At 62.6% G+C, this 20,022-nt stretch carries 21 protein-coding genes; 5 read left to right on the forward strand and 16 right to left on the reverse strand.

Annotation, left to right across the window (positions count from 1 at the left end):
- Nucleotides 1–13 precede the first annotated feature (13 nt).
- The 3 genes from C9427_RS24200 to aptA form a co-directional block, all read right to left on the reverse strand.
- On the reverse strand, nt 14–406 hold the full coding sequence (locus C9427_RS24200) for a hypothetical protein (RefSeq protein ID WP_107651594.1): 393 nt from the start codon (nt 404–406) through the stop codon (nt 14–16).
- Nucleotides 407–409: 3 nt separating this feature from the next.
- Nucleotides 410–1,660 carry a Zn-dependent hydrolase gene (locus C9427_RS24205; protein ID WP_107651595.1) on the reverse strand — a complete coding sequence of 417 codons (1,251 nt, stop codon included), beginning with the start codon at nt 1,658–1,660 and terminating at the stop codon, nt 410–412.
- A gap of 69 nt (nt 1,661–1,729) precedes the next feature.
- On the reverse strand, nt 1,730–3,058 hold the full coding sequence (gene aptA / locus C9427_RS24210) for an omega-aminotransferase AptA (protein ID WP_107651596.1): 1,329 nt from the start codon (nt 3,056–3,058) through the stop codon (nt 1,730–1,732).
- A 254-nt stretch (nt 3,059–3,312) separates the two neighbouring features.
- Between aptA and C9427_RS24215 the strand changes: the two genes are divergently transcribed.
- Nucleotides 3,313–3,942, forward strand: coding sequence for a TetR family transcriptional regulator C-terminal domain-containing protein (locus C9427_RS24215; protein WP_107651693.1), 630 nt, complete (start codon nt 3,313–3,315; stop codon nt 3,940–3,942).
- A gap of 310 nt (nt 3,943–4,252) precedes the next feature.
- Here C9427_RS24215 and C9427_RS24225 read toward each other — a convergent pair whose 3' ends face one another.
- The 4 genes from C9427_RS24225 to C9427_RS24240 all read right to left on the reverse strand — a co-directional run bounded on the left by C9427_RS24225 (nt 4,253) and on the right by C9427_RS24240 (nt 6,843).
- A complete protein-coding gene (locus C9427_RS24225) occupies nt 4,253–4,450 on the reverse strand; it encodes a hypothetical protein (protein ID WP_107651694.1) in 198 nt (65 codons plus the stop codon).
- 68 nt (nt 4,451–4,518) lie between these two features.
- Nucleotides 4,519–4,815, reverse strand: a complete 297-nt coding sequence (locus tag C9427_RS24230; protein ID WP_107651598.1) for a DUF1236 domain-containing protein — start codon at nt 4,813–4,815, stop codon at nt 4,519–4,521.
- 291 nt (nt 4,816–5,106) lie between these two features.
- Nucleotides 5,107–5,754, reverse strand: coding sequence for a glutathione S-transferase family protein (locus tag C9427_RS24235; RefSeq protein WP_107651599.1), 648 nt, complete (start codon nt 5,752–5,754; stop codon nt 5,107–5,109).
- A 213-nt stretch (nt 5,755–5,967) separates the two neighbouring features.
- On the reverse strand, nt 5,968–6,843 hold the full coding sequence (locus tag C9427_RS24240; protein WP_107651600.1) for a helix-turn-helix transcriptional regulator: 876 nt from the start codon (nt 6,841–6,843) through the stop codon (nt 5,968–5,970).
- Between the two features lie 104 nt (nt 6,844–6,947).
- Between C9427_RS24240 and C9427_RS24245 the strand changes: the two genes are divergently transcribed.
- The gene (locus C9427_RS24245) at nt 6,948–7,787 is read left to right on the forward strand and encodes an SDR family NAD(P)-dependent oxidoreductase (RefSeq protein WP_107651601.1); all 840 of its coding nucleotides are present in this window, start codon (nt 6,948–6,950) and stop codon (nt 7,785–7,787) included.
- On the forward strand, nt 7,784–8,506 hold the full coding sequence (locus tag C9427_RS24250) for an SDR family oxidoreductase (RefSeq protein ID WP_107651602.1): 723 nt from the start codon (nt 7,784–7,786) through the stop codon (nt 8,504–8,506). Before C9427_RS24245 ends, C9427_RS24250 begins: the two co-directional genes overlap by 4 nt.
- Before the next feature lie 24 nt (nt 8,507–8,530).
- Here C9427_RS24250 and C9427_RS24255 read toward each other — a convergent pair whose 3' ends face one another.
- From C9427_RS24255 to C9427_RS24280, 6 genes are all read right to left on the reverse strand, one after another.
- A complete protein-coding gene (locus C9427_RS24255) occupies nt 8,531–8,908 on the reverse strand; it encodes a DoxX family protein (RefSeq protein WP_107651695.1) in 378 nt (125 codons plus the stop codon).
- A 63-nt stretch (nt 8,909–8,971) separates the two neighbouring features.
- Nucleotides 8,972–9,430 (reverse strand): carboxymuconolactone decarboxylase family protein, encoded by a 459-nt coding sequence (locus C9427_RS24260; RefSeq protein ID WP_107651696.1) that lies wholly within the window; start codon nt 9,428–9,430, stop codon nt 8,972–8,974.
- An 11-nt stretch (nt 9,431–9,441) separates the two neighbouring features.
- Complete coding sequence (locus C9427_RS24265) at nt 9,442–9,960, reverse strand: RrF2 family transcriptional regulator (protein ID WP_107651603.1); 519 nt, start codon at nt 9,958–9,960, stop codon at nt 9,442–9,444.
- A gap of 116 nt (nt 9,961–10,076) precedes the next feature.
- Nucleotides 10,077–11,390: an NAD-dependent dihydropyrimidine dehydrogenase subunit PreA gene (preA, locus tag C9427_RS24270; RefSeq protein WP_107651697.1), complete on the reverse strand. Its 1,314-nt coding sequence runs from the start codon at nt 11,388–11,390 to the stop codon at nt 10,077–10,079.
- A gap of 2 nt (nt 11,391–11,392) precedes the next feature.
- On the reverse strand, nt 11,393–12,757 hold the full coding sequence (locus tag C9427_RS24275; protein WP_107651604.1) for an NAD(P)-dependent oxidoreductase: 1,365 nt from the start codon (nt 12,755–12,757) through the stop codon (nt 11,393–11,395).
- A gap of 130 nt (nt 12,758–12,887) precedes the next feature.
- Nucleotides 12,888–13,592, reverse strand: coding sequence for a gamma-glutamylcyclotransferase (locus C9427_RS24280; protein WP_107651605.1), 705 nt, complete (start codon nt 13,590–13,592; stop codon nt 12,888–12,890).
- 172 nt (nt 13,593–13,764) lie between these two features.
- Between C9427_RS24280 and C9427_RS24285 the strand changes: the two genes are divergently transcribed.
- Entirely contained in the window at nt 13,765–14,541 is a 777-nt protein-coding gene (locus C9427_RS24285) for a VOC family protein (protein WP_107651698.1), read from the forward strand.
- A 2-nt stretch (nt 14,542–14,543) separates the two neighbouring features.
- Here C9427_RS24285 and C9427_RS24290 read toward each other — a convergent pair whose 3' ends face one another.
- Nucleotides 14,544–15,032 (reverse strand): hypothetical protein, encoded by a 489-nt coding sequence (locus C9427_RS24290; protein WP_107651606.1) that lies wholly within the window; start codon nt 15,030–15,032, stop codon nt 14,544–14,546.
- 195 nt (nt 15,033–15,227) lie between these two features.
- On the opposite strand from C9427_RS24290, the gene C9427_RS24295 reads away from it, so the two are divergent.
- The gene (locus tag C9427_RS24295; protein WP_107651607.1) at nt 15,228–15,620 is read left to right on the forward strand and encodes a DoxX family protein; all 393 of its coding nucleotides are present in this window, start codon (nt 15,228–15,230) and stop codon (nt 15,618–15,620) included.
- 15 nt (nt 15,621–15,635) lie between these two features.
- Here the strand turns inward: C9427_RS24295 and C9427_RS24300 are convergent, their stop codons facing one another.
- A complete protein-coding gene (locus C9427_RS24300; RefSeq protein ID WP_107651608.1) occupies nt 15,636–18,062 on the reverse strand; it encodes a GcvT family protein in 2,427 nt (808 codons plus the stop codon).
- 211 nt (nt 18,063–18,273) lie between these two features.
- Nucleotides 18,274–19,812 (reverse strand): trimethylamine methyltransferase family protein, encoded by a 1,539-nt coding sequence (locus tag C9427_RS24305; protein WP_146172584.1) that lies wholly within the window; start codon nt 19,810–19,812, stop codon nt 18,274–18,276.
- Between the last annotated feature and the right edge of the window lie 210 nt (nt 19,813–20,022).

Raw genomic sequence — 20,022 nt, forward strand, 5'->3', positions numbered from 1 at the left:
GCCGCATCAACCTTTATATCGCCAGATAACAACCGACGGCGTCGCCTCGAACGCCAATCGACACATGGCGATCTCCCGTTCGATAAACCAAAAGAAATTCTTGCTTGTGAGGTTCGTAAGCCAAAAGGTACCCGTCTCGATCATCTGTCACCACCGTGCATCTCTCGACGACCGGCGTCTCACTTTCCAAATCCGCTATGGTGTCACGACGATCAACGTCTATCCAATAGGGCTTCACCAAAGCTGCGCGAAATCGAGCAAGGTCAGCTAAGACGACGTCTTCGGCTAACGGCACACCCACCAAATCAGTTCGATCATTCACGAGCGCTGGATAGTCGTATCCGTCGATTTCCTTGCGGATGAATGCGATCAGGGCGTCAAAATCCAGATTGTTTTTCTCCTCCATAGCTCACGCCACGATCTCCGCCGTCTCCACCACCGCATGGAACAGCACATCGGCGCCGGCCGCCGCCCATTCCTTGGTGATCTCCTCGGCCTCGTTGTGGCTGAGCCCGTCGACGCAGGGACACATCACCATCGCGGTCGGCGCGACGCGGTTGATCCAGCAGGCATCGTGGCCGGCGCCGGAGACAATGTTGCGGTGCGTATAGCCCAGGCGCTCCGCCGCATCCCGCACAGCCTTGACGCAGCCCTTGTCGAAGGTGACCGGATCGAAATGGCCGACCTGCTCGATCTGGTACTTGATGTCGAGCGCCTCGCAGATCGTGTCGATGCCTTCGCGGATGCGCCCATCCATCGCGTCGAGCACTTCCTTTTCCGGCGAGCGGATGTCGATGGTGAACACGGTGCGGCCGGCGATGATGTTGCGCGAATTGGGATAGACCTCCATATGGCCGACCGCGCCGACGGCGTCCGGCTGGTAGTCCATGGCGATCTCGTGCACCAGTTCGATCACCCGCGCCATGCCGAGCCCGGCATTGCGGCGCTTGGGCATTGGCGTCGAGCCGGTATGCGCTTCCTTGCCGGTCAGCGTCACCTGCAGCCACTTCAACCCCTGGCCATGGGTGACGACGCCGATGTCGATGCCCTCGTCCTCGAGGATCGGCCCCTGCTCGATATGCAATTCGAAGAAGGCGTGGATCTTGCGCTCGCCGACCTTCTCCGACCCCTTCCAGCCGATGCGTTCCAGCTCTTCGCCGAATTTCTTGCCGGCCTTGTCGACATGCCCGTAGACATCGGCCTGGTCGAGCACCCCGGCGAACACGCCTGACGCCATCATCGCCGGGGCGAAGCGCGCACCCTCCTCGTTGGTCCAGTTGGTGACGACGATCGGATGCCTGGTCTTGATGCCGAGATCGTTGAGCGAACGCACGACCTCCAGCCCGCCGAGCACACCGAGCACGCCGTCATATTTGCCGCCGGTCGGCTGCGTATCGAGATGGCTGCCGACATAGACCGGCGGCAATTCAGGGTCGGTGCCCTCGCGGCGGGCAAACATCGTGCCCATCTCGTCAAGACCCATTTCGAGCCCGGCCGCCTCGCACCAGCGCTTGAACAGATGACGGCCCTCGCCGTCTTCGTCGGTCACGGTCTGGCGATTGTTGCCGCCGGCAATGCCGGGGCCAATCTTCGCCATCTCCATTATCGAATCCCACAAACGGTCTGAATTGATTTGCAGATTCTCGCCGGGGGCGGCCATTTAAAGTCCTCTCATTTCATGTTCTGTGCAGGCGGCGGTTCCCAACGCCGCCTGCACAGATAAAGCAGATTAGTCGATAGACCTCAGCACATCCCGCACATGGTCGATCAATTCGTTGATCTGGCCCTTGGTGATGATCAGCGGCGGCGACAGCGCGATGATGTCGCCGGTGGTGCGGATCAGCGCGCCGCGCTCGAACGCCTTGACGAAGGCCGAGAAGGCACGTTTGGTCGGCTGCCCGGCGATCGGCGCCAGTTCGATCGCGCCTATCAGGCCGATGTTCCTGATGTCGATGACGTTCGGCTCGCCTTTCAGCGAATGCAGCGCGTCTTCCCAGTAAGGCGCCAGCTCCTCGCCACGGGTCAAAAGCCCCTCTTCCTTGTAGGTGTCGAGCGTGCCGAGTGCGGCCGCGCAAGCGATCGGATTGCCCGAATAGGTGTAGCCGTGGAAGAACTCGATCATATGCTCGGGGCCGGTCATGAAGGCGTCGTGGATCTCCTTCTTGACGAACACCGCGCCCATCGGGATGACGCCGTTGGAGACGCCCTTGGCCGTGGTCATGATGTCGGGCGTGACACCGAAATAGTCGGCGGCGAACGGCGCGCCGAGCCGGCCGAAACCGGTAATGACCTCGTCGAAGATCAACAGGATGCCGTGCTTGGTGCAGATCTCGCGCAGCTTTTGCAGATAGCCCTTCGGCGGCAGGATGACGCCGGTGGAACCGGCCACCGGCTCGACGATGACCGCCGCAATCGTCGAGGCGTCATGCAGGGCGACGATGCGCTCCAGCTCGTTGGCCAGCTCCGCGCCATGCTCGGGCACGCCCTTGGTGAACGCATTTTTTTCCGGCAGATGGGTGTGCGGCATATGGTCGACGCCGCCGAGCAGCGTGCCGAACATCTTGCGGTTGGTGACGATGCCGCCAACCGAGATGCCGCCGAAATTGACGCCGTGATAGCCGCGCTCGCGGCCGATCAGGCGGGTGCGCGAACCCTCGCCCTTCACGCGGTGATAGGCGATCGCCATCTTCAGCGCGGTGTCGACCGATTCCGAACCGGAATTGGTGAAGAACACATGGTCCATGCCCTTCGGCGCGATGTCGACCAGGCGGTTGGCCAGTTCAAAGACGATCGGGTGGCCCATCTGGAAGGCCGGCGCATAGTCGAGCTCGGCCGCCTGATGCTGGATCGCCTCGGTGATCTTCGGCCGGCAGTGGCCGGCATTGACGCACCACAGCCCTGCAGTGCCGTCGAGAACCTTGCGCCCGTCGCTGGTCGTGTAGTGCATGTCCTTGGCGGACACGAACATGCGCGGCGCCTGCTTGAACTGCCGGTTTGCCGTGAACGGCATCCAGAATGCGCTGAGATCGTTCGGCGTGACTTTCAGCCGGTTGGACATGACCAAGACTTCCCCTTGTAACCTGTTTCGGTGCGGCTAACGCTTGGTCTTCCCGACACTTGGTCTTCGCTGCGTTTTCGTGCTACGCAAATTTTGACCGATTGGACAAACGTTAGCACCGCCGTGTCGGCGGTCAAGGGACTACTAGCGGAAATGCGGCATCGGAAGCGCGCTCCACAGGCCGGAGAAAAACTGGTCCAGAGAATTGGTCCAGATGGGCCTCGGCGCGGCGGCGCGCAAGGGTGACGGCCGCCATGGAAGGCTCAGCGCCCCGCCGCACCCGCATCCAGCAGGAAAAGCGCGAACTCATCCTGGAAGCCGCGCTCGAAGTCTTCTCCACCAACGGGTTCCGCGGCTCCACCATCGACCAGATCGCCGAAGCCGCGGGGATGTCGAAGCCGAACCTGCTCTATTATTTCCGCCGCAAGGAAGATATCCACGAAACGCTGATGGAGCGGCTGCTCGCGACCTGGCTGGCGCCGCTCAGGGAACTCGACGACATCGGCGATCCCCTAACCGAATTGCGCAGCTATATCAGGCGCAAGCTCGAAATGGCGCGCGACTTCCCCAGGGAAAGCCGGCTGTTCGCCAACGAGATCCTGCAGGGCGCACCGCGCATCATGCCGCTGCTCGAAGGCGAGTTGAAGACGCTGGTCGATGAGAAGGCCGCCGTCATCAAGGGCTGGATGCGCGCCGGCAAGATCGCCCGCACCGACCCCTGGCACCTGATCTTCTCGATCTGGGCAACGACGCAACACTATTCCGATTTCGATGTCCAGGTCCGCGCCGTGCTCGGGCCGAACCGCGGCGGGGATGGCCGCTTCGAGGATGCCGCGAGGTTCCTCGAGCAACTGTTCATCGACGGTCTGAAGCCGAAAAACTAAAGCATGTCGCGCAAAAGTGTGAAGCGGTTTTCGGACGACATCATGCTCTATCTCTTTGATTTAGACTACGGCGGCGTTGTGGCCATGTGCGCGTGCTTTTTGAAGATGGCAACCTTGTCCGGGTAGGTAATCCGGATGCTATGTCCGCATCCCTCGCACTTGTAGCGGGAAACGACTTGGAACCAGCTGCCGTTCTTGACAACAACGACGTGGCATTGCGGGCATTGAAAGGTCAGACCGACAGAGTTCAGACCGGGAGTCAGGGCCATTTGCAGCGTCTCATTTCTGGGAAGCCTGAAGGCAGCTTTGGTTAGTCGGTTTCGTTGACGAAGGACGCAGCAATCAGATCATCGACATCAATGCGGCCTTTGCCGTCCTCCATGACGGCTGCGACCTTTCGAAAAATATTCAGTTCATTCTCGGTAATCTGGGCGCCGCGCATCCTCTCGCTGAGCTCAGTTACGCGCTTTCGGAGCGCCTGGGACGCTCCAATCTCACGGTTCGACATCATGATTACATTCCTCCCTGGCTGGCATTCCGCCGTGCCCTTCAGCACAGCGGAATGTCCTCCCCCTCTTATTCGATGACCTTGATGATTTTGCGCGTGCCTGGATCGACGACAACGGTCCGGTTGTCGACCACCACGTAGCTGTACGTGGTGTCGGGAACTTCATGGAGCTCGACCGTATCGGGCAGCGCCGAGCCTATATTGAGCTCTACCCCAGGGATTTTCACGGATGCCAGCGGCTGCTTCTTCACATATTCCTTGATGACAGTCTCCTGCTCAGGCGCGATGACCACGTCCTGCGCTGCGGCAGCGCCGATACCTGCCAGCAGCAAAACCCCCGCTGCAATTGAAAGATGCATTCTCATAGGGTGCCTCCTTTGCGCGAGCTACGGTGCGTTGAACTCTTCGCGCTAAGCCCACAAACATCAGGCGCCCGCAAACGTTCCCTGCCGGGACTTCAGTCCATCAAAGCCAAGACCTAAGTCCGACCTGCTGTGCGCATTGGCAGAGCATGGGGCGCATACCGGAACCGCGTCGGTCGTCACTCGTTGCTCGCCATGCGTTCACGGGAGCCAGTCAGCGCCGAGCATTGGTCGAACGCTGGGCGGCATGCCGACTTCAAACCTGGTGTCGACTCAGCTTTATCAGCTAAGGTTTCAGTTGGCTGCTGGGGCGTTGATCGCAAATTGCGCGGCGAAAGCCCGGATATAGGCGGGCCGAGCTTCGCCGCGAGCTACATAGGCAGCCAAGTTTTGATATTCGTCCAAAATGCCTGACATTCTTAGGCGCAGCAGCACCGATACCATTAATAAATCGCCCGCGCTGAACGCATCGTCGAGCCAGTCGGCGGCGCCTAGGTAAGCCGAGAGTTTGTCCAGCCGAGCGCGAACACGGTCCTTTACCAGCGGCAAGCGCTCCTCGCTCCAGGACTTGTCGGCTTCGAATATTCTTGCCGTCGTCAATTCGAGGATCGGCGGCTCGACGGTGTTAAGTGCGGCAAACATCCAGCTTATCGCGCGCGCCCGCGCATCGCGATCCCTCGGCAGCAGGCCCGCATGCTGTTCGGCAAGATGAAAGACGATCGAGCCGGTCTCGAACAGCGAGAGAGAACCTTCCTCATAGGTCGGGATCTGGCCGAAGGGATGGACGGCCAGATGGTCTGGTTCTTTCATCTGTGCGAAGGAAACAAGACGAACCTCATAAGGCTGCCCCACTTCTTCGAGCGCCCAGCGAACGCGCGTATCGCGCGCCAGTCCTTTGCCGCCGTCGGGCGATCGTTCAAATGCTGTGATAGTGATTGTCATCGCACCCGTTTCCTTGCCTGGGTGAATTTCTTCGGCTTCCTATCGTGATGACGAATGAACCTTCCGAAAACCGACATCTGTCTTGAGCTACTTTCATTTGCTGGGAGCAGACCGCAAATGCCCGCTTCCGATTAAAGGTCGTGATAGCGCTGTGGCCAATTCCGCAGGCCGCGCGGGAGGGCTTATGGGTCACGTCCTAGTTCTCGGCAGAAATCATGCGCTACGCAGTTCTTGCGGCATCGCATCTATGAGCTTCTGCAGCTTGGCGATCGAATTCTGCTCGGCGAGCGGCGTGTAGACGACCAGTCGCATGTCCGAGCCGTCGTCGATCGACAGGCTCATATGCTCGAAAGCCATCGCGCCGGCGATCGGGTGCCGCAGGTGTTTCACGCCGGACAGCCGATGCACCACGTCGCGCTGAGGCCACCATTCACGGAACTCGGGGCTTGAGCGCATCATGAGCGCGATCAGCCGCTCGAAATCCGGATCGCCGATATATTTCGCACTTTCCGCGCGGAACGCGGCAAGGGTTGCGCGCGCCAGCTCTTCCCAGTCGACCAGCAGGTGCCGCCGGTGCGGATCGGTGAACACGCCATGGATGATGTTGCGGGCGTCGCCCTCCAGCAGGCCATAGTCGCCAAACACGGCCACGGCCCCGGCATTCCAGGCCAGCACATCCCAGCGCGGTCCCACGACATAGGCCGGCTGCAGGACGAGGCTCTGCAGCATATGCAGCAAGGGGCCGTCGACCTTTTCCGGCGCAATACGCCGCCGCTCCGGCTGCTGGCGGCCGGCGAGGATGAACAGATGCCGGCTCTCGGCTGCGTCGAGGCGCAGCGCCTCGCAGAGCGCCGTCAGCACCTCCACGGAGGGCCGCACGTCCCTGCCCTGCTCCAGCCAGGTGTACCAGGTGGTGCCGACGCCGGCGATCATCGCCACCTCCTCGCGCCGCAGGCCGGGGGTGCGCCGCCTTTGGCCGGCGGCGATGCCTGTCGCCGACGGCGTCAGCCTTTCACGGCGCGAGCGCAGGAAGGCGCCAAGCTCGCGCCGGCGGCTGTCTTCGGGAGACTGAGCGGAAGAAGCATCCATCGTACTCATTATAGCAGTATTGATACCAGGATAAAGTTTGAACTGTTTGAGGCGTGCGAACCGTCCCATCTTGTGTCCAGAGCAGCAGATTGGAGGCTCTGAACATGGAACTGAACGACAAGACTATCCTCATCACCGGATCGACGGACGGCGTCGGCCGCGTCGTTGCCGAAAGGCTCGGCGCCAGTGGCGCGCATGTCCTGGTGCATGGCCGCGATGCGGCGCGCGGCAAGGCAAGCGTCGCCGCGATTGAAGCCGCCGGCGGGAAGGCCGAGCTGCTCGTCGCCGACCTCGCGTCGCTCGCCGAGGTCCGCCGCCTCGCCGAGGCCGTGCGCGCAAAGACCAGCCGGCTCGACATCCTCATCAACAATGCCGGCATCGGCACCGCTGGCGCCAAACGGCAGGTCAGCGCCGACGGCTATGAGCTGCGCTTCGCCGTCAACTACCTTGCCGGCTTCCTGCTGACATCAGAGCTTCTGCCGCTGCTCACAGCGAGCGCGCCTTCGCGCATCGTCAATGTCGCCTCGGCCGGCCAGCAGGCGATCGATTTCAGCGACGTCATGCTGACCCGCGCCTATGACGGCGTGCGCGCCTATTGCCAGAGCAAGCTGGCGCAAATCCTGTTCACCATCGATCTGGCGGAGCAACTGAAGGGCTCCGGCGTCACCGTCAACGCCCTGCACCCGGCAAGCTATATGAACACCACCATGGTTCGGCAGGCCGGCGTGACGCCGTGGAGTTCGGTCGAGACCGGCGCTGACGCCATCGTCAACCTCGCAGTATCGCCCGACCTTGAAGGGCTAAGCGGCCTCTATTTCGACGGCTTGCGGGAATCCCGCGCCAACGCGCAGGCCTATGACGCGAAGGCAAGACAGCAATTGCGGACGCTAAGCCTCGACCTCGTCGGCCTCGTCTCCGCCACGTCGAAGGAAAAGCATTCATGAGCAAGAAGATTGAACATACCGTCATTATCGGCGGCTCCTCCGGCATCGGCCTTGCCACGGCGCGCAAACTGCTTGGCCCGGGCATGAAGGTGACCATCACCGGCCGCAATCCGGAGAAGCTCAAGGGCGCTTGGCACAGCCTTGGCGGCGCCGTCGAAAAGGCGGCCTTCGATGCCGCAAAGCCTGACGAGGTCCGCCAATTCTTTGATTCTATCGGTCCCTTCGATCACCTGGTGCTGGCGGCAAGTGGCGGCAAGGGTCTGGGCCCGTTCGAAACGCTTGACCTGGCCGACATCGGCGGTGGCGTCGACGAGAAAGTCCGGCCGCAATTGTCCTGCCTGCAAGCCGCCTTGCCAACGCTGAACAAGAACGGCTCGGTCACCTTCATCTCGGCGGTATCAGCGCAACTGTCGGCGCCCGGCGTCGCCGGCATCGCCGCCGTCAACGGCATGCTTTTAACTGTGGTGCCGATCCTGGCGATGGAATTGAAGCCGTTGCGCGTCAACGTCGTGGCGCCCGGCGTCATCGACACGCCCTGGTGGGACTTTTTGGCCGAAGAGCAGCGCCAGGCGATCTTCGCCGACTATGCCGGCAAGACCCCGGTCGGCCGCATCGGCCGCGCCGAGGACGTCGCCAGCGCAATCGCATTCCTGGTCTCCAATGGCTTCATGACCGGCCAGGTGCTGACCTGCGACGGCGGCCTGCGCTTTGCCGCGTGATCGGCAGGCTCTGTCTCTGCATCGTCAAAGCGACTGCGCCACCAGCGTCAGAAAGCCGCCGGTCAACGCGACATTGCCGACGAAGCCGTTGATGCGGGCGGCCCGCTCGGGCCCTTTATGGTCCCAGAAATTGTGGAACATCGGCGTGGCGACGATGAGAAATACGATCAGGCAGGCAGCCGCGGGAGCGGTCCAGACGCCTGCCATGACAAGTGCTCCGGCAACGATCTGCACGACGATACCGACCCACAGCGCCAGCCCTGCCAGCGGCACACCGCGCGCTGCCATCAACTGGGTCAGAAAGGCCTGGTTCTGGATGTTGCGCAGGCCGGCAAAGACAAAGGCGCCGCCAAGCAGCAGGCGGGCGGCAAGTAGAATCTCGTTCTCAAAATTTGCAAACATGGTCTTGATCTCCAAATAAAAAACGGGCGCGCGGATCTCTGCTCGCGCGCCCGGTTCGGTCGATCAGGCGGCCTTGGCTGCCGGCATCGAATGAAGGGCGTGGAACGGGACGCAGAGCCGGTTCCAGGTGTTGATCATGCCGATCGCGACCGACAGCTTGACCAACTCCTCTTCCGAGAAATACTCGAGCGTGCTGGCGTAGAGTTCGTCCGAAACCCCGTTGTCGGCGATCTTCGTCACCGCCTCGGTCCAAGCGAAGGCAGCGCGTTCGCGCTCGGAAAACAGCGGCGATTCCTTCCAGGCGGAAACCAGATAGAGCCGCTGCTCGGTTTCGCCGTCGCGCCTGGCCTCGCGGCTGTGCATCTCGACGCAGTAGGAGCAGCCATTGATCTGCGATGCCCTGAGCTTGATCAGATGCAGCAGGCTTGCCTCCAACCCGCATTCGTCGACCGCCTTGTTGAGCGCCGACACCGCCTTCATGATCTCCGGCGCCTTGGCGAAGAACTGCATCCTCTGTTTCATCGTCTTTCCTTTCATGCTTGCTTGGTTGAACTGGATTTCTGCGGCCGCTGATGGCGCGCGACGAAGGCGCAGCTCGCGGCAAGCGATCTCGGGTCGCCTTCCGCCGCGTAAGTGGCCACGATGTCGGACAGCTTGGTCTCGGCAAGCGCGGTGCGATAGGCTCGCTCCGCCTTGAGCATCGCAGCATTGATGCCGCACGGTTTGATATAGGCCGAGGCGTCGAGCTTCACCGGGCCGCGCTGACGGATCTCGCCGCAGCGGAAAGCAGGCTCCCGCCCTTCGACTGCCAGCACGATGTCGAGCAGTGTGATGCGCTCGGCCGGCCGCGCCAACCGATAGCCTCCGGCTGGTCCCGAGACGGATTCCAGGATGCGCGCCGCGCTCAGCATGTTGAGATGCTTCAGGAGATAACTTGGCGACAGGCCAAAGGCTTCCGCCATGGCGGCCCCCGACAGGGTCGCCCCGCCCTCGACGCCGGCGAGCATGGCGGCGCAATGGACGGCTGCTTCAACGCCCTCGCCCAGCTTCATGATGTAGCTCTCCTATTCATGGACATACCTTATCGTGGATATTTTTTATCCGCAATAGGAAAATGAAAAAAGCAGCGCCAGCGCGGGCGCTGCCCCTTTTCGTCGCCCTCCGCCCCCTACTCCGCCGCCACCTTGGCCATCGGGTTGTTCGGGTGCGTCGTCCAGTTGGCATAGACCGGCGATACCGGCTTGCCGGTGCGCTGGTCCATCACGCCGGCCGCCAGCGGCTCCATGGTGATGCAATTCTCCACCGGGCAGACATTGACGCAGAGATTGCAGCCGACGCATTCGGCCTCGATCACCTCGAAATGCCTGACGCCGTCCACCATGCTGGTGATCGCCTGGTGCGAGGTGTCCTCGCAGGCGATGTGGCAACGGCCGCATTTGATGCAGGCCTCCTGGTCGATATGCGCCTTGGCGATGTAATTGAGGTTGAGATACTGCCAGTCGGTGACGTTGGGCGTGGCGCGGCCGACAATGTCGTCGAGCGTAGCGTGGCCCTTCTCGTCCATCCAGTTTTCCAGGCCGGCGATCATCTCCTGCACGATCTTGAAGCCGTAGGTCATCGCCGCCGTGCAGACCTGCACATTGCCGGCGCCGAGCGCCATGAATTCGGCGGCATCCCGCCAGGTGGTGATGCCACCGATGCCCGAGATCGGCAGGCCGTGCGTTTCCGGATCGCGGGCAATCTCGGCCACCATGTTCATGGCGATCGGCTTCACCGCCGGGCCGCAATAGCCGCCATGCGAGCCCTTGCCGTCGATGGTCGGCTGCGGCGCGAAACTGTCGAGATCGACGCCGGTGATCGAATTGATCGTGTTGATCAGCGACACCGCGTCGGTGCCGCCGGCATGAGCCGCCCGCGCCGGCTTGCGGATATCGGTGATGTTGGGCGTCAGCTTGGTGATGACCGGCATGCGGGTGTTGGCCTTGCACCAGCGCACCACCATCTCGATATATTCCGGCACCTGGCCGACCGCGGCACCCATGCCGCGTTCCGACATGCCGTGCGGGCAGCCGAAATTGAGCTCGATGCCGTCGGCGCCGGTCTCCTCGACCACAGGCAGGATCGCCTTCCACGCGTGTTCCTCGCAGGGCACCATCAGCGAGACGACGATGGCGCGGTCCGGCCAATCCATCTTGACTTGCTTGATCTCGCGCAGATTGACCTGCAGGTCGCGGTCGGTGATCAGTTCGATGTTGTTGAGGCCGAGCAGGCGGCGGTCGGCGCCCCAGATCGCGCCATAGCGCGGACCGTTGACGTTGACCACCGGCGGCCCTTCTTCGCCGAGCGTCTTCCACACCACCCCGCCCCAGCCTGCCTTAAAGGCGCGGATGACGTTGTAGGCCTTGTCGGTCGGCGGCGCCGAGGCCAGCCAGAACGGATTGGGCGATTTGATGCCGACGAAATTGTTTCTGATGTCTGCCATGCTCATGCCCTCCCGTTTGAGGTCAGTGCCCGGTGGATCGATTCCGCCGCGTCGCGGCCTTGCGCAACGGCCGACACCGTCAGGTCGTCGCCGCCAAAGATGCAGTCGCCGCCGGCCCAGACATTGGCAAGCGAAGTGCGGCCCTCGGTGTCCACCTTGATGCGGCCGCCTTCCAGGTCAAGCGCCGCACCGCTGCCGTTGAGCGCGGCAGGGACAAAGCTCTGGCCGATCGCCTTGAACACCTGATCGGCGATGAGCGTCAGCCGCTCGCCAGTGCCGGCCAGCTTTTCGCCATTCATCGCAGTGTATTCGAGCTCGATGGCGCTGACCTTGCCGCCTTCGGCAATGACCCGCTTCGGCTGCAGCCAGTGGCGGATGGTGACGCCGTTGGCGGCGGCCAGATCCTGCTCGAATTCGGAAGCGTTCATATGCTCCTGGCCGCGCCGGTAGCAGATCGTCACCTCCTCGGCGCCGAGCAGCTTCGACTGTACCGCCGCGTCGATCGCCGTCATGCCGCCGCCGATGACGACGACGCGCCGGCCGACGGGCAGGCCCGAGAGATCGCTGGCCTGGCGGAGCTCCGCAATGAATTCCACCGCATTGGTGACGCCGTCCGCGTCCTCGCCATCGGCGCGCAGCGCGTTGACGCCGCCAAGCCCCATGCCGAGAAACACCGCGTCGTAATTGCGGATCAGGTCCGACAACTGGTAGTCGCGGCCGAGCGCCTTGCCGTTCTGGATGTCGATGCCACCGATCGAGGTGACATAGTCGACTTCGGCCTGAGCGAAATTGTCGACGCTCTTATAGGCGGCGATACCGTATTCATTGAGGCCACCAGCCTTCGGACGCGCTTCCAGTATGGTTACGTCGTGACCGTGGCGAGCGAGCCTGTGGGCGGCTGCCAGCCCGGCAGGCCCGGCGCCGACCACGGCGATCGTCCTTCCGGTCGGCTCGGCGCGCTGGTAGAACTGCTTGTTCTCGGACATCGCGACATCGGTGGCATAGCGCTGCAGGCGGCCGATCTGCACCGGCTTGCCTTCGGCGACCTCGCGCACGCAGACCTCTTCGCACAGCGTCTCAGTCGGGCAGACGCGGGCGCACATGCCGCCCAGAATATTCTGGTCGAAGATCGTCTTGGCCGAGCCGATCGGATTACCGGTCGCAATCTGGCGGATGAACAGCGGGATGTCGATCGAGGTCGGGCATGCATTCATGCACGGCGCGTCGTAGCAGAAATAGCAGCGGTCGGATTCGACCAGCGCCTCGTGATGATCGAGCGGTGGATGCAGATCGGAAAAATTGTCGGCGTACTGCTCGGGCGCAAGTCGACCGCCGGCAATGCCTTGCTTGAAATGACCTGTCGCCATTCCTCTTCCCCCTTGTTTTCGTTTTGGGGAAGGCTAGCACGTTTTATTTTTTTATCAATTGGTCAATTTTCTGGCAAGTCGCTGAAATGGCTGGACAAAAACATGATATTTATACTCATGTTATCGAGTGCTACGTGCCGGTCTCTGGGGTGCTGCCATGTATCGACCTGATCTCGTCCGCGACCAGTTGCTGCAGCCGCCACAGATTGCGGTCGCGGATGCCGAATGCTTCGAGGTGGCTGACCGTGTTGTAGAGATATTCCGCACCCGACCCGACATGCCCGCATGCCCTGGCTAGCACCTGAGCCACCCTCTCCAGCGGCTGGTTGAGCGAGGTGCCCCTGCCGGTCACGCCGACCCAGAAGCCCAGCGCCCTGAGCGCGCCCTGATCCGTATGCACCGGAACCCAGCGAACCGAGGCGACGCTTTCGTGATCGTCGATTTCGCGCCGCAGCAGCCTTTCGATCTGGGCCGGTTTTTCGCCGTCGGGCAAGCGGTAGATCACCCCGTTGCATCGCCCGCCCCGCTCCAGCGCCATCATCAGGCCCGGCTGCGCAGCGCTGCCGCGCCAGCGCGCAATGTCGAGACAGAAGGAGCGGTGCCAGCCGAAAGCGGTGGCGCGCTGCTGTTTGACGGATTCGAAGGCCGGCTTCCAGATCAGCGAGCCGTAGGCAAACACCCATAGCGGTCCCTCGTCCGCCTCGCTGGACAGCCGCCAGGCAAGCGCCTGGAAATCCTCGTCGGTCAGTTGCGTCCAGCTGCCATCAGGACCGGGATCGGCCTCCTCGCGATGGCACAGTGCGACAAGCTCCGGCGTAAGCGACATCAGGCGCATGGATCGACCCCCGTGAAGGTAAACAAAGTCGAAAACCGCGACACACGCAAGATTGCGAATGAGGGCACTTGCCGCCATCGATTTCTGGCCCAGATGTCAGATTTCTGTCGCAAGGATCGTCCTAGGATGGATCGAACCGCGATCGATGCATGAAACGGTGAGAAGACCGACAATGCCCAAATCCCCGATGCCCTTCTTCTGGTACGAGTTGATGACCACCGACCTCGACGCAGCCGAGGCCTTCTATACAGCTGTGGTCGGCTGGACAGCCCAGCCCTTCGACGCCGCGCCGGGCATGCCGCGCTACATCGTCATGAATGTCGGCGAGCGCGGCGTCGGCGGGCTGATGACGTTGCCTGAGGACGCCGCCAAGATGGGCATGCCGCCGGCCTGGCTCGGCTATATCCACACGAAAGACGTCGATGCTTCGACGAAATCGCTGACGGCAGCCGGCGGCACGGTTCACCGCGAACCCGACGACATTCCGAGCGTCGGCCGCTTCGCCGTCGTCGCCGATCCGCAAGGTGCGACCTTCATGTTCCTGCAGCCAAGCGGCCCCGATCAGCCAACGGTGCCGGCCACCTCACCGGGCCATATCGGCTGGCACGAACTCTACACGTCGGACTGGAAGGCCGCCTTCGATTTCTACTCCGGGCAGTTCGGCTGGGAGAAAGGCGATGCGATGGATATGGGGCCGATGGGCATCTACCAGACCTTTTCCGCCGGCCCCGAATCCGGCGGCGGCATGATGAACAAGCCGGAGCAGATTCCAGTGCCGGTGTGGCTGTTCTATTTCAACGTCCCGGCCATCGATGCGGCGGCCAGGCGCGTCACCGACAATGGCGGCAAGATCCTGATGGGTCCGATGGAGGTGCCCGGCGGCAGCTGGATCGTGCAGTGCCAGGATCCGCAGGGCGCGCATTTCGCGCTGACGGCGCCGGTGCGGTAAGATTACTCCGGCGCCAGCACCGCGACCTTGAGGTTCGGCTTCTTCGCACCACTGAGCTGCAGGGTGGCCGGACCAGCCTGCAGCTTGAAGCGCACACTCTTGCGGATCCCCGGACAGGTCTTGATACCACTGAAGGCCGCCAACTTCACGGCTTTGCCGTCCTGAACGACATCGATCCAGGCCTCATCAGACAGGCTGATCTGAAGCTCTCCCTCCGGGGGCACGGCCACGTTTGCCGTTGCGCCGAATGTCCCGGCTGCCGGCGCGCGTTCCGGCGGAGCGGTGAAGCTGATCGCGTCGACCGGCGCCAATGCCACATCTGCAGCCTCGCCGACAGAAAGGTCAGCGCCGGACTGCGCGGCGGGCGCCGCCGCAAACAGCGCCTCCTCGCGCGTCACCGGCCATTTGAAGGCAGCACAGCCGGCGTCGTCGGCCATGGCGACGCTGGTGCCTGCAAGGATAGCGAATAGGCTGACGACGACTTTTCTCATGGCAACGGAACCCTAGGTTTGGAGTCTTTGGATATCACTACAACTATAGCGATCAGAATGCAACCCTAGAGAGAAGAATTTTGAGCGGACGACGAACATTCCAATCACCGATTGTTGATAGCAGGCCGTGGGAAGTGAATGGTCCGTTGCCGGGCGGCAATCTATGGCCGGTTGGGGGGTAAAATGGAGTTTTAGATGAAGCTGTTTGACGGTCTCGCCAAATTTCAGCCACAGGCCCTGGCCGCGTTGCGCATCATCACGGCGCTGCAATTCATCGAACATGGCACCCAGAAACTGTTCAATTTTCCCGTCAGCGATCATGCCGGCGCCCTGACCGGACTGACGTTGACCGCGGCCATCCTCGAATTCGCCGGCGGCGTTCTCCTGGCGCTTGGGCTCTTCACCCGGCCGGTCGCCTTCCTCCTGGCCGGCGAAATGGCGATCGCCTATTTCATGGCGCACATGCCGCAGGGCTTCTTCCCCATCAACAATGGCGGCGACGCGGCAATCTCGTTCTGCTTCATTTTTCTCTATCTGGTGTTTGCCGGTCCCGGCGCCCTGGCGCTGGACAATCGCCGCAGCGGCTGAGGCGTCGGCGCGCCCTCATCCACGCATCCGCTCGAAATTGGCGTCGAACAGCGGCGCCGATTGCACGCGTGCTGCGTGACGCTTGCCCAGGAGTTCGATCTCGAAACCCTCGGTTTCCTCGGCGATCTCCTTCGGCACGTAGCCGATGGCGACGGACTTCTTCGAATGATGCGCATAGCCACCTGAGGTGACCCAGCCGCGCACGGCGCCGTCGAACCAGATCGGCTCGTCGCCAATGACATCGGCATCGGCGGCATCGACGACGAAGGCGCGCAGCCTGAGCTTACCGCCCTGCTTGCGCTCGGCAAGCGCGCCGGCCTTGCCGATGAAATCGGCATCCTTGCCATAAGCGACGAAACGATCGAGCCTTGCCTCCAGCGGCCCATAGATCGGCCGGTATTCGCGCGCCCAGGAGCCGTAATTCTTTTCCAGCCGCAATGCGTTGAGCGCGCGCGAACCGAACAGGCCGATGCCGAATTCTTCACCGGCCGCCATCAATGTCTGGAATGCGGCGCGCTGATATTCCGGCGCCACCCACATCTCGTAGCCGAGATCGCCAGTATAGCTGACGCGCCCGACCAGGCATGGCGCCATGCCGATATCCATCCTGGCGATGGTCATGAACGGAAACGCCGCATTGGCGACATCCGCCCGCGTGACTTTGGCCAGCAGTTCCCGTGCTTTCGGTCCAGCGATCGACAGGCCTGTCATCTTCGGCCCGAGCGCCTCGAGACGGACCGAGCCATCGTCAGGCAGATGCGCCTCGAACCAGCGCATGTGATACTGCTCGGCGACGCCGGAGCCGGCAAGGAACCAGCTTTCGTCACCTAGGTTGGCCAGGGTGAAGTCGCCGATGAGCTTGCCATCGTCCTTCAGCATCGGCGCCAGCGTCATGCGGCCCGGCTTCGGCAATTTGCAGGCGAGCAGGCGGTCGAGCCATGCGGCAGCCCCCTCGCCCGTCACCTTGTATTTGGCGAAGCTCGAAATCTCCGACAGGCCGACGCCGTTGCGAACGGCCGCGACTTCCTTGGCGACGTGAGAAAAATCGCTCGAGCGCCGCCACGAGAACTCGTCCCTGACGCCTTCCGGCGCGTACCACAGTGGCACTTCCAGCCCATAGGCCACGCCCCATTGCGCGCCCTTGGCCGACAACAAATCGTAGACCGGCGTCGTCTTAAGCGGCCGTCCGGCAGGCAGCTCTTCATTGGGGAAGCGGATCGAAAACCGCCGCGAATAATTCTCGCGCACCTTGGCGTTGGTATAGGCCATCGTTGCCCAGTCGCCATAGCGCGACACATCCATCGCCCAGATGTCGGCGCCGGGATCGCCCTCGATCATCCAGTTGGACAACGCCAGACCAACGCCGCCGCCCTGCGAAAAGCCGGCCATGACGCCGCAGGCGACCCAGAAGCCCGGCAGGCCGCGCACCGGCCCGACCAGCGGATTGCCGTCGGGTGCGAAGGTGAAGGGCCCGTTGATGATCTGCTTGATGCCGGTGTTCTGGAAGGCCGGGAAATGCCGGAAGCCGACTTCCAGCGACGGCGCGATGCGGTCGATATCCGGCTCCAGCAATTCATGGCCGAAATTCCACGGCGTCTGGAACTCGGACCATGGCTTGTTGGCCTTCTCGTAGGTGCCCATCAGCATGCCGCCGCGTTCCTGGCGCAGATAAAGCTCGCCGTCGAAATCCACGGCGTGGATGATTTCCGTGCCGGTCTTCTGGTTCCAGGCGGCGACCTCCGGCATGTCCTCGGTGATGAGATACATATGCTCCATCGCCAGCACCGGCAGTTCCAGCCCGACCATGCGGCCGACCTCGCGCGCCCAAAGGCCGCCGGCATTGACGACATGCTCGGCCACCAACTCGCCCTTGTTGGTGATGACGCGCCACAGCCCGTCGGCGCGCCGCACGATGTCCTCGACCTTGGTGAAGCGCTCGACCTCGGCGCCGAGCTTGCGCGCGGCCTTGGCATAGGCGTGGGTGACGCCGGATGGATCGAGATGGCCGTCCTCCTTGTTGCGCACCGCGCCGACGAACTGCCTGGGATCGATGAGCGGCATCAATTCGGCCGCCTCATCAGGCGAGATCTCCTCGAGGTCGATGCCGAGATAGCGGCCCTTGGCGACGACGCCGCGCAGCCAGTCGAGCCGCGCCTCGGTGGCGGCCAGAAGCACGCCACCGGTGAGATGCACGCCGGTCGCCTGCCCCGACAGTTCCTCGATCTCCTTGTAGAGCGAGATCGTGTATTTCTGCAGCTTGGCGACATTGGGATCGCCATTGATCGTATGCATGCCGCCGGCCGCGTGCCAGGTCGAGCCCGAAGTCAGCTCATCGCGCTCCAATAGAACGACATCGGTCCAGCCGTGGCGGGCGAGATGGAACAGAACGGAGCACCCGACGACACCGCCGCCAATGACCACGACCTTTGCATGCGATTTCATGGTTTTTTCTCTGATATCAGTACGTTGGGAAGATAAAGTGAATCAGGAAGGCAGCGCCAGGCACCCCCCTCTGGCCTGCCGGCCATCTCCCCCTCAAGGCGGGAGATCAGCGGCGTCTGCACCGCCGCGTTCTTTTCAAAGTTAGTGATTGGCGAAGGAAGACGTGCCCGGTAGGGCAGAGGGGGGGTGCCGCGCGCCGACGCTAAAAAAGTCACGGCTCGCCCTGCCCGATCGCTTCCTTGCGCTTGGTGACATAGGCTTCCAGGGCTTCGCGCACGGCAATATCCATCACCGGCTCGGCATAGTCTTCCAGCGCCTTCTTCCACAGCCGCGTCGCGCGCGCCGTGGCGTCGAGCCCGCCGGCCTCCTGCCAAGCCTCGTAATTCTGCCAGTTGGACAGCATCGGCTGGTAGAAGGCGGTGGCGTAGCGCTCCAGCGTGTGCGGCTCGCCGAAGAAATGGCCGCCGGTCGGCACCGCCCCCAGCGCCTCGACTGCCAATTCGTCCTCGTTGACCTCGATCGGGCGCAAAAACTCCATCATGTGCTGGATCATCTCGACATCGATGATGAACTTCTCGAACGACGCGGTCAGCCCGCCCTCCTGCCAGCCGGCGGCGTGATAGATGAGGTTGCCGTGCCCGAGCACCGCACCCCACAGCGCCATCAGCGTTTCATAGGCGCCTTGCGCGTCGGCGGCGTTGGAAGCCGAGCCCGGCGTCGTTCGGTAGGGCAAGCCATACCGCCGCGCCAATTGCCCGGACGCGATGTTGGCCTTGGTATTCTCCGGCGTGCCAAAAGCCGGCGCACCCGACTTCATGTCGACATTGGAGGTGAAGGCGCCATACATCACCGGCGCGCCGGGACGCACGAGCTGCGTCAGCACGACGCCGAACAGCGCCTCGGCGTTCTGCTGTGCCAATGCGCCGGCAAGCGTCACCGGGCTCATTGCTCCCATCAGCGTGAATGGTGTCACCGCCACCGACTGGCCGAATTCGGCCATGGTCATCAATCCCTCGGCCATCATCTCATCGAAGCGGCGCGGCGAGTTGACCGAAATGATGGTGGTGATGCCGGGATCGTCGCGCATCTGGTCCAGCGTCAGCCCGCGCGAGATCGCCATCATCTCGATACCGTCCAGCGCCCTGCCCCGGCCGATGGCCGAGACGTGAAAGCTTTTGTCGGTCAGCGTCAGATTGGCGAGGTAAGTATCGAGATGGCGCAAATTGGCCGGCAGCTCGACCGGCGCGCAGACCTGGTTGCCGAGCATATGGATGCAGTTGAAATGCTGCGCCAGCCGGATGAGGTCAGAATAGTCGCGCAAGTTTCCGGCGCGGCGGCCGCGTTCCATGTCGTGCACATTGGGCGGCCCGGCGACCAGGGTGAAGTTGATCGTGTTGCCTCCGAGATGGACGGTGTGGACCGGATTGCGCGGCGTCAGTGTATAGCTCGACCGGGTCGTCTTCAGCACGTCCTCGATCATGCCCCGATCTATGCGGACATTCGCTGACGCATGATCGACCGCAGCACCCGCGCTCTCGAACAGCGACAGTGCCCGCGGGCTCATCACCTCGATGCCGAAATTCTCCAGGATGTGCATCGACGCCTGGTGGATCGCCTCGATCTGATCGGCCGAAAGCATCGCCATCGGCGGATAGGGATTGGTGACGCGGCGCAGCGGCAGTTGCGGAATGGCGGCCGGTCCCCTGTTGCTGGTTCGCTCGGCGCCGCGCTTGCGTCTTGGTTCGGTCATGCGCGGCATCAAAGCGCCGCCGCTCAAACCAGGCTGTCAGAAATCCGCCGTCCGCGGGCGTGATTTTAGCCAAGGCGGCACATTGGGAATTTCCGACCGATAAAAGCGACGGGAAAGGTCGAAATATTGATCATGGTTCGCCTGGACCGTGGAAGCCGACAAGCGATTAAGAAACGCAGCAAGATTCCTTTTATGATTTCGGCCTATTCG

Source organism: Mesorhizobium helmanticense, assembly GCF_003034915.1.
Lineage (GTDB): Bacteria > Pseudomonadota > Alphaproteobacteria > Rhizobiales > Rhizobiaceae > Mesorhizobium > Mesorhizobium helmanticense.